This is a genomic window from Streptomyces sp. NPDC103540 (assembly GCF_055584445.1).
The window spans coordinates 81,090-101,739 of the sequence record NZ_JBVJMA010000004.1; the positions used below are offsets into that span (position 1 = coordinate 81,090).

Sequence of the window (20,650 nt, forward strand, 5' to 3'; positions counted from 1 at the left end):
TGCGGGGAGCCGGCGCGGAGATCATGAGGGGCCGGCCCGGGGAGCGGGCGTGACGACGGGGGAGCGGGACCATGTGGAGCGGTGCGGAACTGGACCTGGCGGCGTACCTGGCACGGATCGGGTACCGCGGACCGGTGGGGGAGGGCGGGGAACTCCGGCCTGACCTCGACACGTTGAAGGCAGTGCACCGCGCGCACATCGACTCCGTCGTCTTCGAGAACCTGGACGTCCTGCTCGGCCGCCCCGTCGACCTGGACATCGAGGCCATCGAGGACAAGCTCGTGCACCGCCGCCGCGGCGGCTACTGCTACGAGCAGAACTCGTTGCTGGCCGCCGCCCTGGAGCGGATCGGGTTCGAGGTCTCCGGGCGCGGTGCCCGCAACCGCAGCCGGGGAGAGGCGCTGCTCGCGGTGACGCACGCCGTCCTCGTCGTCACCGTGGACGGCGAACCCTGGCTCTGCGACGCCGGCTTCGGCTGGCAGGGCCCGCACGAGCCCGTCCCGCTCGCGCGGCCCGGAGCCGAAGTGCGCCAGGGCGCGTGGACGTTCGCCGTGCACGAGGAGGCCGACGGGATCCTCGTCCTGCGCGCCCTGCGGGGAGGGGTCTGGCGCGACCTCTACGCCTTCTCCCCGCAGCGCTACCACCCGGTCGACTACGTCCTGCTCAACCACTACAGCTCCTCCCACCCGAACTCCTCCTTCGTCGGGCGGACCGTCGTCCAGTACCCGGGCGCCTCCGTCCGGTTGGCGCTCGTGGACCGGGAGCTGTCGCGCCTCCACCCGGACGGGCGCGTCGAGCGGGAACCCGTCCCCGACGACGGACTGCTCGACCTGCTCGACCGGGAGTTCGGTCTCCGGCTGCCCGAGCGAGATGCGGCGGAACTGGTACGGATCCACCGCTCCGGGGACTGACCGGACCCGCGCCCGGCCCGTACGATGGCGCGGTGCTGGTCAAGTGGATTAGCTGCACGGTGACGGACCGACGCGCGTTCGAGCGCGGGCAGCGCAAATGGGCGGGGCTCCTCGGCGAACCCGGGTTCCGGGGCCAGGGCGGCGGCTGGAGCCGGGGCCGGCCGGGGGTCGCGCACGTCTTCGGCTTCTGGGAGAGCCGCGCCTTCTACGACTCGTTCATGGCGCGCTCCCACGACCGCCTGGCGGCCGCGCAGAACGGCACCTACGCCGGCACGCGCATCACGCTCTTCGACCACCGCTTCGACGTGAAGACCGGCTTCGAGCCGCGTTTCCACGACGCCGACGTGGTCCGCGTCGCCCATGCCCGTGTCCGGGAGGGGCGCATGGAACATTTCGCCCTGATGCAGGAGAAGGTGTGGAATCCGGCCATGGCCGGCTCCCCCGGGATGGTCCGCGGTCTCTTCGGGGAGGCCCCCGGCCGCGAGTTCCTCGTCCTGTCGATGTGGCGCTCCGCCGCGGAGCACGGCAAGTACCGGGAGGAGCGGGTGGAGCGGCTGTCGCTGCGCGCCCAGACCGAGGCCGACGTCGAGGCCCTGACCGGGGACGTCGTGGACCTGGAACCGGGCTGGACGGTATGACCGTAGGACGAACGGCCGGCTGATCGGCGTGCCCGGTGCGTGCGCGCCCCGATGGCCGAATAGGGTCGTGGAATGGTACGACCACGGCGCATCGTCCTTGTCCGGCACGGGGAATCGGAAGGCAACGTCGACGACACGGTGTACGAGCGGGAGCCCGACCACGCCCTGCGGCTGACCCGACGCGGCCACGAACAGGCCGCCGAGGCGGGCGTCCGGCTGCGCGAACTCTTCGGCGACGAGCACATCAGCGCCTACGTCTCCCCCTACCGGCGGACGCTCCAGACCTTCCGCGAGCTGCGCCTGGACCCCGCGCGGGTGCGGATGCGCGAGGAGCCCAGACTGCGCGAACAGGACTGGGGGAACTGGCAGGACCGGGACGACGTACGGTTGCAGAAGGCCTACCGGGACGCGTACGGCCACTTCTTCTACCGGTTCGCGCAGGGGGAGTCGGGCGCCGACGTCCACGACCGGGTCGGGTCCTTCCTGGAGAGCCTCTACCGCAGCTTCGAGGCACCGGACCACCCCGAGAACGTCCTGCTGGTGACGCACGGGCTGACGATGCGACTGTTCTGCATGCGCTGGTTCCACTGGTCGGTGGCCGAGTTCGAGGCCCTGTCCAATCCGGGCAACGGCGAATTCCGGGTCCTGATGCTCGGACCGGACGGCCGCTACCGGATGGACCGCCCATTTGAGCGGTGGACCACACCCGAGCCTTATGACCTGGACGGCTAGAGTGGCCCGGGATGACCGCTGATTCCGCTCCCGAAACGCGCTACGCGCGCGCGATGTCCAGCCTCAGAGGGCTGGCACTGGGTGACGCCCTGGGCTCCCAGTACTTCGTCCCCGTCAACTACCCGATGCTCAAGCGGCGCGAACTGCCGGCAGGCGACGAGACCTGGCAGTGGACCGACGACACCGAGATGGCCTGCTCGGTGCTGGCCGTCCTCGCCACACACGGCCGCATCGACCAGGACGCGCTGGCGCGTTCGTTCGCCGACCACCACGACTTCGACCGGGGCTACGGGCCCGCCGTGAACCGCATGCTGCGGCTCGTCCGCGAGGGCGAGGACTGGCGCACGCTGGCCGCCGAACTGTTCAACGGGCAGGGCTCGTGGGGCAACGGCGCCGCCATGCGGATCGCGCCGCTGGGCGCCTGGTACGCGGACGATCCCGAGCAGGCCACCCACCAGGCGGAGATCTCCGCCTACACCACCCACCAGCACCGCGAGGCGGTCTGCGGGGCCATGGCCGTCGCCGCCGCCGCCGCGCTGGTGGCCTCCCCGGCCGGGACGCCCGGCGCGGGCGACCTGCTGGACGCGGTGATCGCACTGGTTCCGCGCAGCGCCGTGGGCGCCGGCCTGCGCCGTGCGCGCGGCATGCTCGACTACGACGATGCGACCACCGTCGCGGCCGTCCTGGGCTGCGGCCGACGCACCAGCGCGCACGACACGGTGCCCTTCGCGCTGTGGTCGGCCGCGCGGAGCCTGGACGACTACGAGCGGGCGTTCTGGACCACCGCACAGGTCGGCGGTGACGTGGACACCACGTGCGCGATCGTCGGCGGGATCCTGGGCGCCCGGGGCGAGAAGGCGCTGCCGCAGGCCTGGCTGGGCCGTACCGAGGACCTTCCCGCCTGGCTGCCGGGACCGGCCGCGTAGGCGTCGAGGGGGCCTTCCACGGGCCCGACGGCACGCGCTCCCGCACCCCTCGCCCGACTCGAACGGGTGAGGGGCGGACCCGACCGTGGACCGGGCTCGTGAGGAGCCTTCGGCAGGGACCGAGAGGGCGGACGCGATGCGTTCACCCGCCGCCACCGTCGCCGCGTCCCCTTCACGCATGCGATCCCGTGCGGATCGAGAGACGTCATCCGGCCGCTTGCGGTGGCTCCATGGGGCGGGGTGCGGGCCGGCTCGTGACCTCGTGGGACCTTTCCTGATACGGGGTGGGGTGCCTGTCGGTGTGGGGGGCGCGGTGTTCCGAGCCGCCCTCCCGGTGGTGTCGGGGCTCCGAGCGGGAATGTGCGGCCGTGAATCGTCTGCCGATGGGCCCGTCGTGCCGAACGGCCGGGCGCCGGCCTCCCCGCTCGCTGCGCGAGCCCCGTGCGCACCGTCCCGCACGGGTGATGGGCGGGGGCGTACGAGCGGCCCGGGAGCGGCGTACGAACGGTCCGGAGGGGCGGTCGCGAGCGGTGCGCGAGCCGCCGTCGAGCGCCCGTGGAGGGCGGCGTACGCGGGCCGCGCGCACATCCCCGCCGCGTCGAGGGTGGCCCGGGGTGTGCAGGCGGCTCCGGGCGGCGTAACCTTGCTGGCGCCATGCCGTACGAAGCACCCACCCACACCGTCGAGCGCTCGCTCCGTGCCACCACCGGCGCCAAGGTCATCGCCGGGGTCGACGAGGTCGGACGAGGGGCCTGGGCCGGTCCCGTCACCGTATGCGCGGCGATCACCGGTCTGCGCCGGCCGCCCGCGGGGCTCACCGACTCCAAACTGCTCACACCCAAGCGCCGCGACGCGCTGCTGGAGGTCCTCGAGGACTGGGTCACCGCCCACGCCCTCGGACACGCGTCCCCGGAGGAGATCGACGAGCTGGGGATGACGGCCGCGCTGCGGCTCGCGGCGGTACGCGCGCTGGAGGGGCTGCCGGTGCGGCCCGACGCGGTGATCCTCGACGGCAAGCACGACTACCTCGGCGCGCCGTGGCAGGTCAGGACGGTGATCAAGGGCGACCAGTCCTGCGTCGCCGTGGCCGCGGCCTCCGTGATCGCCAAGGTCCGGCGCGACCGGATGATGGCCGAACTGGGTCAACCGGGCGACGGAACCGCGGACTTCGCCTTCGCGGCCAACGCCGGCTACCCCTCGCCCGTGCACCGGGCCGCACTCGAACTGCGCGGCCCCACCGTGTACCACCGGCTCTCGTGGTCCTACCTCGACGCGCTGCCGCAGTGGCGTCACCTGAAGAAGGTGCGCCGGAGCGAGGAGGCGATGGAACTGGAAAACGGAGGCCAACTCGGCTTCGATTTCTGATCGCACCCACGTGCAACCCACCGGTACGTTTCGTACCGGTGTTTGATAGATATCAACTCATGCCTCTCACCCCCGCCATCGAGGAGCCTCAGATTCACGAGAGTGCCCAGGGTCCCCGCGTCACGCCGGCCGCGAGCCGCACCGCGCAGACCCCCCGCCCCGTACCTGGTCCGCGTCCCGCCGCCGTACCCCGGCCCGGACGCCCCGGTCCCGTCCGTCCCGGCCCGCCCGCGCAGCGCGCGGCGCAGGCCACTGCCGGACCCGTTCCCGCAGCCCCCGCCGCGCCGTCCGTCTCGGCGGCCGTGCCGCAGCTCCAGGTGATCCCGGCCTCCGCCGAGGGCGCCCTGGACGCGGCCGAGGAGGCCGTGGACCTGCTGCTCGACACCGGGCGCGCGCCCGGTGACGTCCTGGTGATCACCACCGGCGACCCGCACCCGTGGGCCGCTCACGAGCTGTCCTTCGGCGAGGCCCGCTACTGGGCCCAGCACGATGCCGAGGACGACGTCTTCTACGTGGACGCCGCGCAGGTGCAGCGCGCCGCGGGCCGTCCCGTCGTGGTCTTCGCGGCCAACGGCGGACCGGCCGGGGCGATCGCCGAGGCCCTGCCCGTCGCTCTCTCCAAGGCGGGCGCGCTGCTGATCGTCTGCGGTGACGTCGCGCAGATCAACTCCGTGCTGGGCACGGGCGTCTGACGCTCCGTACCCCACACGGGCGAGGGGCGGGGCGGGCCGACGGCCGGCCCCGCTGAAGTCCGAGGCCCGACCGGCCGTACGCCCCGCCGGGAGTGCGGCGGTGAGGGCCGTCCGCGCCGCCGAGCCGCCCCTCAGGGCGCCGGGCGGCCCGGTTTCGCCGGGCGCCGCCGCGTTCGTACGCCCCCGCACACGCGTGAGCGGACGTTCGTGGCCGCGCCCCCGCGAGCACGGGTCGGGCACCCGCCGCCGGGCGGCACCCGCCACCCACGAGACGGCTCCGAGGCGGCTCAGCGGGCGGCGGTCCGGCGCAGCGCCTCCGCCGCGCCGCCACCGGTCCGCAGGGTCAGCGGCGCCGGCTCCATGACCGTGGAACCGAGGTGCTCGGTCCGCGACCCCGCGCCCGGGCTGCGTCCGCCACGACCGTCACCGAGGACCTGCCACCCGCCGCGCGTCAGGGTGACGTAGGCGCCGCAGCGCAGGCCGTGCAGGGTGCAGGCGTCCCGCAGCCCCCACATCCAGGCCCCGTCCTCCTCCGTCCACCGCTCGTCGCCGTCGCGGCAGTACAACAGCACCGCGGTCCGGACGGGGGTCCGACGCCTCAGGTCGTGCGGGATGACGCGGCGCAGCCGCGACAGCAGCGCGTTGCGGGACTCCCACCCGTCGACCGAGGTCGACCGCTGGACGAAGGAGGCGCTCGCGACGATCCGTTCCTCCGGGCCGAGCACCGCCAGGACGGCGGTCGACGGCACCGGGGCGTGCAGGGAGTGCAGAGCGCTGACGACGTCGCGCGGGTTGGTCAGCAGGGGGATCCCCGCAGCCGTCCACTCGGCGGGTTCGAGCAGTCTGCCGTGCCGGCTGACGCTGCCGGTGGCCGTCGTCAGCGTGGTGGTCGAGGGCGGGGCGAATCCGAAGGTCACGGTCCTCCCTTCGGGTACACGCCCGCGAGCGGGCACGGCTGGGCTGTGGGCGCGCTGCGGCGCGGCCCTGGAGAGTGCCGACGAGCCGAGCGGGAGCACTCCGATTCTCGCGTGGCCCGCGAGGATGGGGCAATGAGCATTTGAGGCCGCAGACCGGAATTCGCCGGTATGCCGTTCATATCCTTGCCCCGCCACGCCGGAGACGACGCATTCCGCTACGGCTGGAGTGCGAGTACCAGCGGAAACACCCCCTGCGCGCCCGCCCGGCGCAGGAGCCGCGCGGACACCGCGAGGGTCCAGCCGCTCTCGGCGCGGTCGTCGACGAGGAGTACGGGACCCGCGGCCGAGGTCAGGGCGGCGGCCAACTCGGCGGGGACGGTCAGGGCCTGATGGAGTCCGCGCACGCGCTGGGCGCTGTTCGAGGACGGCAGCCCGAACTCCGGTACCCGGTCGGTGTACTCGAGCGACCCGAGCAGGGGCATCCGTCCGACCTCCGCGATCCGCGCCGCCAGGGAGGAGACCAGCAGGGGGCGGCCGCGCGAGGGCAGCGCCACCACGCCCACGGGCCGGGCCGGCGCGTCCGCCGCTCCGGATGCCCAACCGCCCGGTCCTCGGGCCCAGTCGGCCAGCACGGCGACGACGGCCTGCGCGACATCGTCCGGAACGGGCTGGTCGGGTGCCTGGGCCGCGAGCATCGGACGGAGCCGGTTGCCCCAACCGATGTCGGAGAGCCGGCCCAGGGCCCGCCCCGTCGAGGCCTGTTCGCCGGCGGGAATGCGGCCCTTGAGGTCGACACCGACCGCCGCGAGCCCCGTCGGCCACATCCGACGCGGTTCCAGTTCCACGCCCGGGCGCCCCAGTTCACCCCGGGCGGTGTCCAGCGCCGCGGTGGAGACGTCCGCGGTGAAACGCGCCCCGGCGCAGTTGTCGCAACGGCCGCAGGGCGCGGCCTCCTCGTCGTCGAGCTGGCGCCGCAGGAACTCCATGCGGCAGGTTCCGGCCGCCGCGTAGTCGCGCATGGCCTGCTGCTCGGCGGCCCGCTGGCGGGCGACCCACGCGTAGCGCTCGGCGTCGTACACCCAGGGCTCGCCCGTGGACGTCCAGCCGCCCTTCACCCGGTGGACGGCGCCGTCCACGTCGAGCACCTTCAGCATCGTCTCCAGGCGGGTGCGGCGCAGGTCGACGAGGGGCTCCAGGGCGGGCAGCGACAGCGGCCGGCCCGCCTGGGCCAGGACGTCCAGGGTGCGGCGCACCTGCTCTTCCGGCGGGAAGGCGACGGAGGCGAAGTACTGCCAGATCGCCTCGTCCTCCCGGCCGGGCAGCAGGAGCACCTCGGCGTGCTCCACGCCACGACCGGCGCGACCCACCTGCTGGTAGTAGGCGATGGGGGAGGAGGGGGAGCCGAGGTGGACCACGAAGCCCAGGTCGGGCTTGTCGAAGCCCATGCCGAGGGCGCTGGTGGCCACGAGCGCCTTGACCCGGTTGGCCTGGAGGTCGTTCTCCGCCTGCTCGCGGTCGGCGTTCTCGGTCTTCCCGGTGTACGAGGCCACCGTGTGGCCGCGGTGGCGCAGGTAGGCGGTGACCTCCTCGGCGGCGGCCACCGTCAGGGTGTAGATGATCCCCGACCCGGGCAGGTCGGCCAGGTGGTCGGCGAGCCAGGCCAGCCGGTGCGCGGCGTCGGGCAGGGTGAGGACGGCCAGGCTCAGGCTCTCGCGGTCCAGCGGGCCGCGCAGCACCAGGGCGTCCGTACCGGCTCCCGTGCCGAGCTGTTCGGCGACGTCGGCCGTCACTCGGGCGTTGGCGGTGGCGGTGGTGGCCAGCACGGGGACGCCCGGGGGGAGGTCGGCCAGCATGGTGCGCAGGCGGCGGTAGTCCGGGCGGAAGTCGTGGCCCCAGTCGGAGATGCAGTGCGCCTCGTCGACCACCAGTAGGCCGGTGGCGGCGGACAGCTTGGGGAGCACCTGGTCGCGGAAGTCGGGGTTGTTGAGGCGCTCCGGGCTGACCAGCAGGACGTCCACTTCCCCCGCCGCGACCTCAGCCTGGATGCCCTCCCACTCCTCCGGATTGGCCGAATTGATGGTGCGGGCGCGGATTCCGGCGCGGGCCGCGGCCTCCACCTGATTGCGCATCAGCGCGAGCAGGGGGGAGACGATGACGGTCGGGCCGGCGCCGCTCGCCCGCAACAGGGACGTGGCCACGAAGTAGACCGCGGACTTGCCCCAACCCGTCCGCTGGACGACCAGCGCCCGCCGCTTGTGGGCGACGAGGGCCTCGATCGCCCGCCACTGGTCCTCGCGCAGCCGCGCGGTGCCCGTGGGGTCACCCACGAGGCGGGCGAGGACGGAGTCGGCCGAGGACCTCAGGTCTGCGTTCATGCCTCCATGCAACCCGATGCCTCCGACATCGCGCCAATGGCGCCCTGGCACCTGTGGATGTCGAAGGCCGAACGAGGAGCGCGTGCGAGGGTCCCGCGGAGTTATCCACAGGGGTTTCGTGATCGTCCCGGACACGGGAACGTCGAGGCATGACGACGAACCACGCATCAGACGGGGCCGCCGGCCACCCGGCCGCGAGCCCGACCGACTGTCCCTCCAACCCCCAGATCACCCTGCGCAGCCCGGCCGAACTGGCCGACGCGCTGCCCTACATGCTCGGCTTCCACCCGACGGACTCCCTGGTCATGGTCACCGTCCAGGGAGAGGCCGGACGCTTCGGCGGCAGGCTGCGCGTGGGCATCCCCACCGCGCCCGCCGAATGGGAGGACACCGCCCGACAGGTCGCCGACTGCCTCATCCGGGGCAGCGAGCGGCGTGGGGGCAAGCCCGACGGGATCGTGCTCTTCCTGTGCCAGGACCCCCGGGACGGGGAGAGCCCGCAGCGGGTGATGACCAGGCTGAGGCCGTTCGCCCAACGGCTGCGGCTCGCCTGCGGCGCGCTGGACGTGCCCGTCCTGGAGGCCCTGTGCATCTCGGCCGGCCGCTACTGGTCCTACACCTGCGGCGGTACCGACTGCTGCCCGGCCGAGGGCACCCCCCTGGCTCAGCCCGGAACCTCCGTGATGGCGGCCACGGCCACCTTCGCCGGACTGCGCGTACGGGGATCGCTCAAGGACATCGAGGACCGGCTCGCGCCCCTGCGGGGCCCCTGGGCCGCCGAACAGGAGGAGGCCCTGGAACGGGCCGCCACGGCACTGGTGCCGAAGATCCTCGACGGGGCGACCCGCGAGGAGGTCGGCGCCGAGACCCTCGCCCTGGCCAGGGCCCTGATGCGCCGCATGACCCTCGCCCCGCCGGTCGAAGGAGGACCGCGCGCCGACGACTGGGACGACGCGCTGCTCGGACACGACGAGGCCGCCGCGCTGATCCTCGGACTGCAGGACCGGGAGATCCGCGACATCGCCGCCGAGTGGATGGAGGCGGACGAGGCAGCGCCCGCCCTGCGGCTGTGGCGGGCCCTCGCCCGGCGCTGCGTCGGGGCCTACGGGGAACACGCGGCGGCCCCGCTCACCCTCGCGGGCTGGGTGTCCTGGGCCGGAGGGGACGAGCCGACCGCCCGGATCGCCCTCTCCCTGGCGCTCCGGGCCGACGCCGACTACCGCTTCGCGCAACTGCTGCACCACGCCTGCAACGAGGGCATCGACCCCGAGGGCCTGCGCCGGTGCCTGCGGGAGGAACGCGGGCGCCGCGAGCGGAGCCGCCGCCGGCCCGCGGGCACCACTCGCCCGCCCGGGCGCAGGACCTCGGACCGACGCCGCCGCACCCCCCGCCGCAGCGAGGGGAACGAGCAGTGAGCGCCCGACGGACGGCGAGGAGCGGCTGCCCGGTCCGCCGGTGGTGGCACGCCTCCCGGGCGAGCACACGGCACCGGAGCACCGCGCCGCCCGGGCAGCCGCCACCGGGGCCCGTGACCCGGGCGGGGGCGGGGGCGTTCCCCTGGAGGGTGACGGGAGCCCGGCCACGCCGTCGCCCAGCCGAACCGGCCGGCGCGCAGACAGGGCGACACATGGCTCCCCCCGTACCCGAAACCGACCCGGCGGGCGCCGCTCCGCCGGCGGCTCCCGCCACGCTGAGCCCGACCCCGACCCCGACCCCAACCCCACCCCATCCCGTTCCCGGGGCCGCCCCGCCGGTCGGGGCCGGGCCCCAGCGGGGCCCGGGCGGTCCGACGGGCGACGCGGATCCCACCCCGGGGCGCGCCGCCGGGCCTCACAGGGAGGCCCGGCAACCCGACGGGCGGGACGGGCCGACGTGGACCGGCCGTGTGCCCGTACCGGCCGGGGCGCCCGGGTCGGGCACCGGGCCCGGGTCGGGCCGCGCGGGCGAGGCGCCCCCCGGACACCCCGCGGCGGGCACGGCGCCCCCGATCCGGCCCGAACTGCCGCCCGTACACGCCTCCGTCATCTGCGTCGCCGCACCCGGCCTGGTGATCTCGCCCGAACACGGGCAGCTCACCGGCCGGGGCGTCGACGGGATCTACCGGTCCGGGAGGCGGCTGCTCTCCCGCTGCGTCCTGCGCGTCGCAGGCCGAGATCCCGTCTCCGTGCAGGGACGCGGGCTCGCCGCCGACCGGGCCTCCTTCACCGCCACCGTCCGCACCGGTGTCGATGCCGGGCCCGACCCCGACATCGGCGTCGAACGGGTCCGCCACGCCGACGGCACCGAGCGCATCACCCTGCGCAGCTTCGCCGCGCGACCGCTGCGCCTGCCCGTGGAGGTCGCCCTCGGCACCGACCTCGCCGAACTGGCGGCGGTGGCGGCGGGCCGGGCCGGGCCGGAGCTCCCCGCCGCCGTACACGCGGGCGGCCTGCGCTGGAACGCCGCGGACACCTTCACCGTCACGGTCGCCGACCCCGCGCCCGACGACTGCCTCGCCTCCGCCGGACTCCTGCGCTGGGAAATCCCGCTGGGCCCCGGCGAATCCCGGACCATCGAGCTGCGCACCTCCCGGGACCGCACGGTACGGGCGCCCGCCGGGCGGGTCGCGAACCCCCTCGCCGACGCACGGGCCGAAGGGGACGACCCCAGGGCCGACGCCTGGTTCCGCACCAGCCTCGACGATCTGCGCGCCCTGCTCATGCGGGACCCCGACCGGCCGGGAGACGCCTTCGCGGCCGCGGGAGCGCCGTGGAGACTGGGTCTGGCGCCGGCGGAGTCGCTGTGGGCCGCCCGGATGGCGCTGCCGCTCGGCACCGGCTTGGCCGCCGCCACCCTGCGCACGCTCGCCCGGACCCAGACGCAGGGGCGCGGGCCCGACGCGGGGAAGATCCCGGGCCCGCTGCGCGCCGCGGGGGCGCAGCTGCCGCCCGGGTGCACCGGAACCGAAGCCACCCTCGCCTTCCCGACGGTGCTCGCCGAGGCCCGGCTGTGGGGGCTGGCCCAGGACGAGGTGGCCCGGCTGCTGCCCGCCGCCGAACGCTGCCTGGACTGGTTGCGCGGGGCGCTCGGGGCCGACGGGTTCCTCGCGGATCCCGACCCCGGGCCGCGACGCGTCGAGACCCAGGCCCACGCCCACCGGGCCGCGCTGCTCGGCGCCGACCTGCTCGAACGATGCGGGCGGCCCGGAGCCGCGGAGTGGCGGGAATGGGCCGCCGCACTGGCGCGGGGGTTCCGGGCCCGGTTCTGGATCGACGGCCCGGACGGCGGACGTCCCGCCGCCGCCCTGCACCCCGACGGGCGGCCGCTGCCCCGACTCACCGGAGCCGCCGCGCACCTGCTGGACACCGGTCTGCTGGGCGGGGGCCGGCTCGCTCCCGGTCTGCTGGACCCCGTCCGCACGGAGCAACTCGCCCGTCTCCTCGGCTCCCCGGGCATGGACTGCGGTTGGGGGCTGCGGAGCATGGCCCTCAGAGAGCCGGGACACAACCCCTTCGGCCACCGGTCCGGCGCCGTCCGCGCCCACGAGAGCGCCGTCGCGGTGGCCGGGTTGATCCAGGCCGGCTTCGAGAAGGAGGCCGCGGGGCTGCTCCGCGGACTGCTCGACGCGGCCGAGGCGTTCGACCACCGACTGCCCGAGATGTACGCCGGCCGGCAGCGCACCGCCGACAGCGCCCCCCTGCCCCACCCGGCGGCCTGTCGACCGGCGGCGGTGGCGGCCGCCGCCGGGATCCACGCGCTCGTCGCCCTCGCGGGGATCCGCCCCGACGCCCCGGCCGGGGCGGTCGCCGTGTCACCGCCGGCGGGTGCCCCCCTCGGCGCCCTGCGCCTGTCGGACCTGCGGGTGGCGGGGGAGCCGTTCACCGTCCGGATCAGCCGGCTCGGCGTCGGCTTGGTGGAGGAGGCGGCCGATGGGCTCCAACTGGGAGGTTGAGACGGCCCTTCCGGACCCCGCCCGTCCGGGCCGGGTCGGGCCCGGCGGCCGCCGGGGCGGACGGGCGGGAGGGGCCGGCGCGCTCGGCAGGCTGCGCGTCGGGTTCCGGATCACCGTCTCCGGGATCGCGAAAGCTCTGTTTATCGTCAGGAAGACGACTATGATCGGCGCATGTCTCCCTACGACCCGTCGGCCTTCCCGCCCTTCGCCGTCACCGTCGACCTGGTCGTGCTCACCGTACGGCGCCACGCGCTCTGCGCGCTGGCCGTCAGACGCGGTGAGCAGCCGTTCCAGGGACGATGGGCGCTGCCCGGCGGCTTCGTCCGCGGAGACGAGGACCTCGGGGCGGCAGCGGCCCGGGAACTCGCCGAGGAGACCGGCCTGTGCGCGCACGACGCGGCCGTGCCCGGCGTCGACAAGGGCGCCCACCTCGAACAGCTCGCCACCTACGGGGACCCGCGGCGCGACCCCCGGATGCGGGTGGTCAGCGTCGCGCACCTGGTCCTCGCCCCCGACCTTCCCGCACCGCGCGCCGGCGGGGACGCCAACGGCGCCCGCTGGGCCCCCGTCGACGAACTCCTCGAAACCCCGGACCAGCCGTCCGCCGGGCTCGCCTTCGACCACGCGCGGATCCTCGCCGACGGAGTGGAGCGGGCCCGCTCGAAGATCGAGTACTCCTCCCTGGCCACCGCCTTCTGCCCGCCCGAGTTCACCGTCGGGGAACTGCGCCGGGTCTACGAGGCCGTGTGGGGCGTGGCGCTCGACCCGCGCAACTTCCACCGCAAGGTCACCGGGACCCCCGGCTTCCTGGTTCCGGCCGGAGGCACCACGACCCGTCAGGGTGGCCGACCCGCCCAGCTGTTCCGCGCCGGCGGCGCGACCCTGCTCAACCCCCCGATGCTGCGGCCGGAGGTCTGAGCCCCCCGGGGCGGGGCCACCGCCCCGGGGTCCGGTGGCATGCCGGCCGACACGCGCCCGACCCGTACAGGCAGAGTGCGCTGAAAATCGGACATATCGCGTTATCTTTCTTGCGGTACTCACCCTGCCGCAGAGCGGTCTCACCCCCCGCGAGAGAAGCGATGCTCCAGGCCATCGGACTCACCAGCTCCCCCCGTCGAAACCACTCCCCCCTCGTGGACGACCTCACCTTCGAGGCCCGCCCGGGATGTGTGACAGCCCTGCTCGGAGAGCCGGGTTCGGGCAAGACCACCGCGCTGCGGCTCATGCTCGAACTCGAACCGGGTCGGGGCGTCACCTACTTCCGCGGCCGCCCGCTGCACCGGGTCCCGCATCCCGCCCGAGAGGTCGGAGTGCTCCTGGGCGACGTCCCCGGGCACCCCTCCCGGACGGTCCGCAACCAACTGCGGATGCTCTGCGCCGCGGTCGGCGTGCCCGCCTCCCGGGCGGACGTGCTGATGGAGGTCGTCGGCATCGCCGGACTGCGCGACCAGCGGCTCGGCTCCCTCTCGGCCGGCATGGACCGCCGTCTCGGTCTGGCGGTCGCCCTGCTCGCCGACCCCTGCACCCTCCTGCTCGACGAACCCGCCGCCGGGCTCCCCGCCCGCGAACGGGCCTGGCTCTACGGACTCCTGCGCGGCCACGCCGCCCTCGGCGGAGCGGTGCTCTACACCACCGACGACGCCAAGGAGGCGGCCCGCAGCGCCGACCGGGTCGTCTCGATCGCCTCGGGCCGCCTCGTCGCCGACCAGGACGTCGCGGACTTCGCGCGCACCCGGCTGCGCCCGCGGGTCGCGGTGCGCACCCCGCACGCCGCGCGGCTCGCCGACGTGCTGGGCCGCGAGGCCCGGGCCGCCCAGCGGGCCGTGGAGATCGTCGAGGAGAGCGGCAACCGCCTGTCCGTGTACGGAAGCGACTGCGCCGAGATCGGCGAGGCGGCCTTCCGCAACGGGGTCCTCGTCCACCAGATCGCCGACGAGACCGGCGACGCCGGAGCCCCGGTCCCGCCCGTCCCGCAGGCCCGCACCCGTACCGGTGTCGCGGTGAGGACGGAGGCCCGTATCGAGGTCGCCGCCCACACACGGGCGGTCCCGCCCTCTCCCGCGGTCCCGCCCGGCACGCTCCCGGAGGCCTTCGCGATCCCCGGTCACCCCCCGGTCCCCGACGGGCCCCACCCCGACGCACAGCGCGCCGCCGAGGCCGGTGTCGAGGACCGGCCCGAGGCCCGGCCCGAGTTCCGGGCCGACGGGCGGGGCGAAGGCCGTGCCGAGTCGTGGCCCGAAGCCTCCTGCGAAGCCCACCCCGCGGGGGCGGCCTCGGGGGGCGAGCCCTCGGGTGCGTCCTCGCGGGCCCTTCCCCCGGTGCGCCGCGTCCGTGGCCCGCTGCGGCCGGTGCGCTACGAACTGCTGCGCGTCTTCGGCACCGCGGCCCCCTACCTGACGGCCGCCCTGGTCGTCGTCGTCTCCGTCGTCACCGCCCTGCTGCTCGCCCGCGCCGGTCACGCCCCGCGGACCCGGATCCTCGTCGCCTGGCCGGAGCTGTCGCCCCTGCCGCCCGCCGCCCTCGGCGCCGGGTTCCTCGGCGCCCTCGCCTTCGGCGAGGAGTACCGCTACCCCGCCCTCGCGGCGGCCCGCGGCACCGTGCCGCGACGGCTGGGGCTGCTCCTCGCCAAGCTCGGTGTCTGCGCCGCCCTCGCCCTGACCCTCGGAGCGCTGGTCGTCGCGGCCGACGCGGCCGCCCTCCGCCTCGTGTTCGACGCCGCCGGCCCCCTGGGCGCTCCGGCGAACGTGGTCTCCCCGGCGTTCGGTTGGGCCGGACTGCTCGTCGGCTCCGCCTGGGCCGGGGTCCTGGCCTCCGGCGCGTTCCGCTCCGTCTCGGCCGGACTGGCCGCGGTGCTCGCCGTGCCGGTGATGGTGGCGCCGCTGGTGCGCAAGGCGCTCGAAGGGCCGTCCGCGTACCCGATGGACGGCCGCGCCTCCCGACTGCGCGGACTGAGTTGGACGCCGTGGCCGCCCGAGGCGGACCGGCTCGTCGTGGGGGCCCTTCGAGTGATGGCCCAACCCGTGGGAACGGCACTGGTGTTGTCGCTTATGGTCCTGTTGTGCGCCTATGGGTTCACAGGATTGCGCGGTCGCGTCCGTTGGTGATCGATCCGGTGCGGGAGTCGACGCCCGGGGGATCGGGGAAGTCCGGATCGCACCCCATCATGCGAAGGGGACCGCAACTCCTCGCAAAAGGCCCGATTCTTTACGATAAGTCGTCAATTGCGTAGGTGGCACCGATCACCCTTTCGTGTGCTTTTCACCAAAGACCTCAAGGGTCATGGAGGCACGACCGACAAAGGATTCGTGAGTACCCTTGCGCACACCATGATGACCGCCGCCCGCCATGCCGACACCGGCCTCGCCGGCTCGGGCGAACTCGACCGCTACCCCTACCCGGAGGCATCCGGGTCCGACCGCGTCGGCCCGCCCCACTGGGACGGCGCCGACGTCGAGTTGAGCCGTGTCGGCCGCCGCGCCGCGGGCAGCCGCGGCCGCGGACTGCACGGCCAACTCGTCCAGCAGCTCGGCCAGATGATCGTCTCCGGCGACCTCGGCGCGGACCGTCCCCTGGTCCCGGAGGAGATCGGCCAGCGCTTCGAGGTCTCCCGCACCGTCGTACGCGAGTCGCTGAGGGTCCTGGAGGCCAAGGGCCTCGTCAGCGCCCGCCCCAACGTGGGCACGCGCGTCCGGCCGGTGGCCGACTGGAACCTGCTCGACCCCGACATCATCGAATGGCGCGCCTTCGGACCCCAGCGCGACGACCAGCGCCGCGAGCTCAACGAGCTCCGCTGGACGATCGAGCCGCTGGCCGCCCGCCTGGCCGCCGGCCACGACCGCCCGGACATCCAGCAGCGCCTCGCCGACATGGTCGAGATCATGGGTCACGCCCTCGGCCAGGGCGACGCCATCACCTTCACCCGCGCCGACAACGAGTTCCACGCCCTCCTGATCCAGATCGCCGGCAACCGCATGCTGGAGCACCTCTCCGGCATCGTCTCCGCCGCGCTCCAGGTGTCCGGCGGCCCCGTCACCGCCTGCGACCGCCCCAGCGAGACCTGCGTCGCGCACCACGCGCGCATGGTCGAGGCCCTCGCCGCGGGGGACGCCACGGGTGCCGAGAACGCCATGCGCCAGCTGCTGACGGTGCATCCGGAGGTCGAGCGCGTGGTCCCCGCCCCGCGCGAGCACTGACCCGCCGACGCGCGGGGGCGCGGGGTGCACCACTGTCGCCGGGCCCGAGTACGGGTCCGGCGACTCCGGCGTGCGGGGCCGCCGCGCGCCCCGGGCGGGGCGTGTACGCCCGTGGTACCGGCGTGTGCGCGGGGCGGATGTGATTCGGGCCACGAAAGATTGGGCGTAACGCTCCGCGACGTCACGCGATGACCTAAGCAGTGATGGCCGACGGAGGGAAGACAGCAGCCCTTGGGGGTGCTGGACAGCTCCCCGGCCCCTGCCCGCGCCCCCGGCCCATCCCCAGTCGGTGGTCGTCGGCTCCGGTCCAGCACCAGGCCGGGGTCGGAAGCCGTTCCCATCGTTCCGAGAGGTTGTTCGTGTCGGCCAGCACATCCCGTACGCTCCCGCCGGAGATCGCCGATTCCGAGTCTGTGATGGCGCTCATCGAGCGGGGCAAGGCCGAGGGGCAGATCGCCGGCGATGACGTGCGTCGGGCCTTCGAGGCTGACCAGATTCCTGCGACCCAGTGGAAGAATGTTCTGCGCAGCCTCAACCAGATCCTCGAGGAAGAGGGTGTGACGCTGATGGTCAGTGCCGCGGAATCGCCCAAGCGCACCCCCCGCAAGAGCGTCGCGGCGAAGAGCCCCGCCAAGCGGACGACGACGACCCGGACCGTCGCGGCGAAGCCGGCGGTCGCGCCGACCGCCGCCGACGCTCCCCCGACCGGGGAGAACGGGACGGCGGCCCCCGAGCCCGTGGACGGCCTCGCCGAGGCGGACGCCGCCGAGCCCGTGGCGAAGAAGACGGTGGCGAAGAAGGCGACGGCCAAGAAGACCGCCGCAAAGAAGACGACCGCGAAGAAGACGGCGGCCAAGAAGACCGCCGCCAAGAAGGACGCGGACGAGGGCGACGAGGAGACCCCCGACGAGGGTCCCGACGCGGCGAAGGCCGAGGGCGAGGAAGAGGAGGAGGGCGAGGGCAACAAGGGCTTCGTCATCTCCGACGACGAGGACGACGCCCCCGCCCAGCAGGTGGTCGTGGCGGGAGCCACCGCCGACCCCGTCAAGGACTACCTCAAGCAGATCGGCAAGGTCCCCCTCCTCAACGCCGAGCAGGAGGTCGAGCTCGCCAAGCGCATCGAGGCCGGACTCTTCGCCGAGGACAAGCTCGCGAACTCCGACAAGCTCGCGCCCAAGCTCAAGCGCGAGCTGGAGATCATCGCCGAGGACGGCCGCCGCGCCAAGAACCACCTGCTGGAGGCCAACCTCCGCCTCGTGGTCTCGCTGGCCAAGCGCTACACCGGCCGCGGCATGCTCTTCCTGGACCTGATCCAGGAGGGCAACCTGGGTCTGATCCGCGCCGTGGAGAAGTTCGACTACACCAAGGGCTACAAGTTCTCCACCTACGCGACCTGGTGGATCCGGCAGGCGATCACCCGGGCCATGGCCGACCAGGCCCGCACCATCCGCATCCCGGTGCACATGGTCGAAGTGATCAACAAGCTGGCCCGCGTCCAGCGGCAGATGCTCCAGGACCTGGGCCGCGAGCCCACCCCGGAGGAGCTGGCCAAGGAACTCGACATGACCCCCGAGAAGGTCATCGAGGTCCAGAAGTACGGCCGCGAGCCGATCTCCCTGCACACGCCGCTCGGCGAGGACGGCGACAGCGAGTTCGGTGACCTCATCGAGGACTCCGAGGCCGTCGTCCCGGCGGACGCGGTGTCCTTCACGCTCCTCCAGGAGCAGCTGCACTCGGTCCTCGACACGCTCTCCGAGCGCGAGGCGGGCGTGGTCTCGATGCGCTTCGGCCTCACCGACGGCCAGCCCAAGACGCTGGACGAGATCGGCAAGGTCTACGGGGTCACCCGCGAGCGCATCCGCCAGATCGAGTCCAAGACCATGTCGAAGCTGCGCCACCCGTCGCGTTCGCAGGTGCTGCGCGACTACCTCGACTGATCGGGTAGCCGACACCGCTCGCGCTCGCGCCCGCACACGCCGTTCGGCCGGGCCCCTGAAGGGGTCCGGCCGACCTGCGTCCGGGGCGGGGCGGGGCGGGGCGGGGCGGGGCGGGGCGGAAGCGACGGGGCGGGACGACACGGCGCGGTGCGTTCCTCCGGGAGGGGGCGCACCCGTCGGAGGTACGCACGCCGGTCGGGGCGCGCACGTCCGCCGGGGCACGCGCGCACGCCGCTCGTGCGGGTGCGCCGCCGTTCGCGCGGGTGCGCACGGCCACGGGTCATTCCACTCTGGGTGGAGTCGTACACACTCAGCGTCAGGAGACCCTATGCGTCTTTCCCTGCCCCGTGCCCTGGTGGGCGCCCTGGCCCTGGTGGCGGGCGCCGCCGCGACTCCGCTGGCCCCGGCCCCCAGGGCCGCCGCCGACGGCGTCGTCATAGGTGGCAAGCCGGTGAAGGTGGCGGACAGCCCCTGGGTGGTGGCCCTCGCCAGCCGTGACCGGTTCGGGGGTATCCGCGACGGGCAGTTCTGCGGCGGGGTCCTCGTCGCCCCGACCACGGTCGTGACGGCCGCCCACTGCCTGGGCCGCCAGGTGTTGGGCGGCCCCGTCGAGTCCCTCACCGACCTGCGGGTGATCACCGGCCGTACGGAACTGCACGGCGACGAGGGCCGCGAGATCGCGGTCAGCGCGGCCCGGGTCAATCCGGACTACGACGCGCGCAGCAACGCGGGGGACCTGGCGGTGCTGGAGCTGGCCGAGGCCGTGCCGGCGGCCCACGTCCTGCCGATGGCGACGGCCGGTGACGACGCGTACGCGGCCGGTACGGACGCCGACGTCTACGGCTGGGGCGACACGAGCGGCTTCGGGGACTACGCGTACGGGCTGCGGGCGGCGCGCGTGACGGTGCTGGACGACGAGTCCTGCCTGCGGGCGTACCCGGGAGGCGCGGACGGCCGCTACCTCGCGGAGTCCATGGTGTGCGCCGGTGACCAGGGGGGCGGCAAGGACGCCTGTCAGGGGGACAGCGGGGGTCCGCTGGTGGCACGGGGCCGGTTGATCGGGCTGGTGTCCTGGGGGCGCGGCTGCGGGCGTGCGGACAGCCCGGGGGTGTACACGCGGATCGCGCCGTTGGTCGCCTTCGTGAGCGGCCCTGAGAGCGGCTCGCGGCAGGACGGGGTGTAAGGCACCGTACGGGGTGCCCGGAGGGGCTCCAGGCACCCCGTACGGCCCGGCAAGGGGGTGCGGGGGTCGAACGGTGCACCCGGTGCGGGAAGTGCCCCGGATATGAGGACGGGCGACGTCCCTGGGTTACAGGGGCGCCGCCCGTCGACCGGCCGGGCCGGTCCTTGCTCGTCGGATGCGAGGTCAGGCCTTGTGTCAGCGGTCCTCGTGGTCGGCCGTGTTGGCGGCCGGAGCGGTGAGCCGCTCGGTCTCATCCTGTATTTCCGCGGCGATCTTCTTGAGTTCCGGCTCGAACTTGCGCCCGTGGTGGGCACAGAAGAGCAGTTCACCACCGCTCAGGAGGACGACGCGCAGATATGCCTGGGCGCCGCAACGGTCGCATCGGTCAGCGGCCGTCAGCGGGGTCGCGGGGGTCAGAACAGTAGTCACGTCGCCTCTTCTCTAGCTCGACGAGCTGTCGTACCAGGGTCAACATCCAACCAGGCCGAAAACGTTCCCGCTCGCGGCTTTTCCTCGAAACTTCCTTCCGAAGCTGGCCGGCTGTTGCCGGTTGGCGGCGAAGGAGCCGTATTGCGTTGCTTTACGGTTTCGCGTTGTCAGTCGTTCGCTTGTAGCAGTTCCCGTCCTCCCCGGCGTGAGTGCCGGTTGTTCATGAGGACGTGCCCGAACCCTAAATGGTTCATGCCTGGAAGGGAACGTGATGTTTGCTTCACCCTGACGGGGGATCGAACACCCGTGCGGATCTGGACTAGGCTGTGGAACCCACGAGGGTGGCGTTGCATCGGCTCTACCAGGCCTCGGTACCCTTCGACCGGCAACCGAGCCACCCCTGCGCCCGACCGGGCCAGAA

Annotated in this window: 16 protein-coding genes; 13 read left to right on the plus strand and 3 right to left on the minus strand. The window is 74.1% G+C overall.

Annotated features, from left to right (window positions below):
* Positions 1–71: 71 nt before the first annotated feature.
* The 6 genes from ACZ6ZI_RS11320 to ACZ6ZI_RS11345 all read left to right on the plus strand — a co-directional run bounded on the left by ACZ6ZI_RS11320 (position 72) and on the right by ACZ6ZI_RS11345 (position 5,264).
* The gene (locus ACZ6ZI_RS11320) at positions 72–911 is read left to right on the plus strand and encodes an arylamine N-acetyltransferase family protein (RefSeq protein ID WP_469518781.1); all 840 of its coding nucleotides are present in this window, start codon (positions 72–74) and stop codon (positions 909–911) included.
* Between the two features lie 32 nt (positions 912–943).
* The gene (locus tag ACZ6ZI_RS11325) at positions 944–1,549 is read left to right on the plus strand and encodes a YdbC family protein (protein WP_469518783.1); all 606 of its coding nucleotides are present in this window, start codon (positions 944–946) and stop codon (positions 1,547–1,549) included.
* 72 nt (positions 1,550–1,621) lie between these two features.
* Complete coding sequence (locus ACZ6ZI_RS11330) at positions 1,622–2,281, plus strand: histidine phosphatase family protein (RefSeq protein WP_363052529.1); 660 nt, start codon at positions 1,622–1,624, stop codon at positions 2,279–2,281.
* An 11-nt stretch (positions 2,282–2,292) separates the two neighbouring features.
* Positions 2,293–3,207 carry an ADP-ribosylglycohydrolase family protein gene (locus ACZ6ZI_RS11335; protein WP_469518785.1) on the plus strand — a complete coding sequence of 305 codons (915 nt, stop codon included), beginning with the start codon at positions 2,293–2,295 and terminating at the stop codon, positions 3,205–3,207.
* 654 nt (positions 3,208–3,861) lie between these two features.
* The gene (locus tag ACZ6ZI_RS11340) at positions 3,862–4,572 is read left to right on the plus strand and encodes a ribonuclease HII (protein ID WP_469518787.1); all 711 of its coding nucleotides are present in this window, start codon (positions 3,862–3,864) and stop codon (positions 4,570–4,572) included.
* A 59-nt stretch (positions 4,573–4,631) separates the two neighbouring features.
* The gene (locus ACZ6ZI_RS11345; RefSeq protein ID WP_469518789.1) at positions 4,632–5,264 is read left to right on the plus strand and encodes a hypothetical protein; all 633 of its coding nucleotides are present in this window, start codon (positions 4,632–4,634) and stop codon (positions 5,262–5,264) included.
* Positions 5,265–5,551: 287 nt separating this feature from the next.
* Here ACZ6ZI_RS11345 and ACZ6ZI_RS11350 read toward each other — a convergent pair whose 3' ends face one another.
* Complete coding sequence (locus ACZ6ZI_RS11350; RefSeq protein WP_363052536.1) at positions 5,552–6,181, minus strand: hypothetical protein; 630 nt, start codon at positions 6,179–6,181, stop codon at positions 5,552–5,554.
* Between the two features lie 215 nt (positions 6,182–6,396).
* On the minus strand, positions 6,397–8,556 hold the full coding sequence (locus ACZ6ZI_RS11355; RefSeq protein WP_469518791.1) for a RecQ family ATP-dependent DNA helicase: 2,160 nt from the start codon (positions 8,554–8,556) through the stop codon (positions 6,397–6,399).
* 149 nt (positions 8,557–8,705) lie between these two features.
* On the opposite strand from ACZ6ZI_RS11355, the gene ACZ6ZI_RS11360 reads away from it, so the two are divergent.
* The 7 genes from ACZ6ZI_RS11360 (at position 8,706) to ACZ6ZI_RS11390 (ending at position 19,800) form a co-directional block, all read left to right on the plus strand.
* On the plus strand, positions 8,706–9,971 hold the full coding sequence (locus ACZ6ZI_RS11360) for a DUF4192 domain-containing protein (RefSeq protein ID WP_469518793.1): 1,266 nt from the start codon (positions 8,706–8,708) through the stop codon (positions 9,969–9,971).
* 470 nt (positions 9,972–10,441) lie between these two features.
* Positions 10,442–12,487: a glycogen debranching N-terminal domain-containing protein gene (locus ACZ6ZI_RS11365; RefSeq protein ID WP_469518796.1), complete on the plus strand. Its 2,046-nt coding sequence runs from the start codon at positions 10,442–10,444 to the stop codon at positions 12,485–12,487.
* A gap of 171 nt (positions 12,488–12,658) precedes the next feature.
* The gene (locus ACZ6ZI_RS11370) at positions 12,659–13,405 is read left to right on the plus strand and encodes an NUDIX hydrolase (protein ID WP_363052543.1); all 747 of its coding nucleotides are present in this window, start codon (positions 12,659–12,661) and stop codon (positions 13,403–13,405) included.
* A gap of 161 nt (positions 13,406–13,566) precedes the next feature.
* Positions 13,567–15,591, plus strand: coding sequence for an ATP-binding cassette domain-containing protein (locus ACZ6ZI_RS11375; RefSeq protein WP_469518798.1), 2,025 nt, complete (start codon positions 13,567–13,569; stop codon positions 15,589–15,591).
* A 147-nt stretch (positions 15,592–15,738) separates the two neighbouring features.
* Positions 15,739–16,680, plus strand: a complete 942-nt coding sequence (locus ACZ6ZI_RS11380) for a FadR/GntR family transcriptional regulator (protein ID WP_363052547.1) — start codon at positions 15,739–15,741, stop codon at positions 16,678–16,680.
* A 359-nt stretch (positions 16,681–17,039) separates the two neighbouring features.
* A complete protein-coding gene (locus ACZ6ZI_RS11385; RefSeq protein ID WP_469518799.1) occupies positions 17,040–18,617 on the plus strand; it encodes an RNA polymerase sigma factor in 1,578 nt (525 codons plus the stop codon).
* Between the two features lie 328 nt (positions 18,618–18,945).
* On the plus strand, positions 18,946–19,800 hold the full coding sequence (locus tag ACZ6ZI_RS11390; protein WP_469518801.1) for a S1 family serine peptidase: 855 nt from the start codon (positions 18,946–18,948) through the stop codon (positions 19,798–19,800).
* Positions 19,801–19,995: 195 nt separating this feature from the next.
* Here the strand turns inward: ACZ6ZI_RS11390 and ACZ6ZI_RS11395 are convergent, their stop codons facing one another.
* On the minus strand, positions 19,996–20,229 hold the full coding sequence (locus ACZ6ZI_RS11395) for a DUF7455 domain-containing protein (RefSeq protein WP_363052553.1): 234 nt from the start codon (positions 20,227–20,229) through the stop codon (positions 19,996–19,998).
* Between the last annotated feature and the right edge of the window lie 421 nt (positions 20,230–20,650).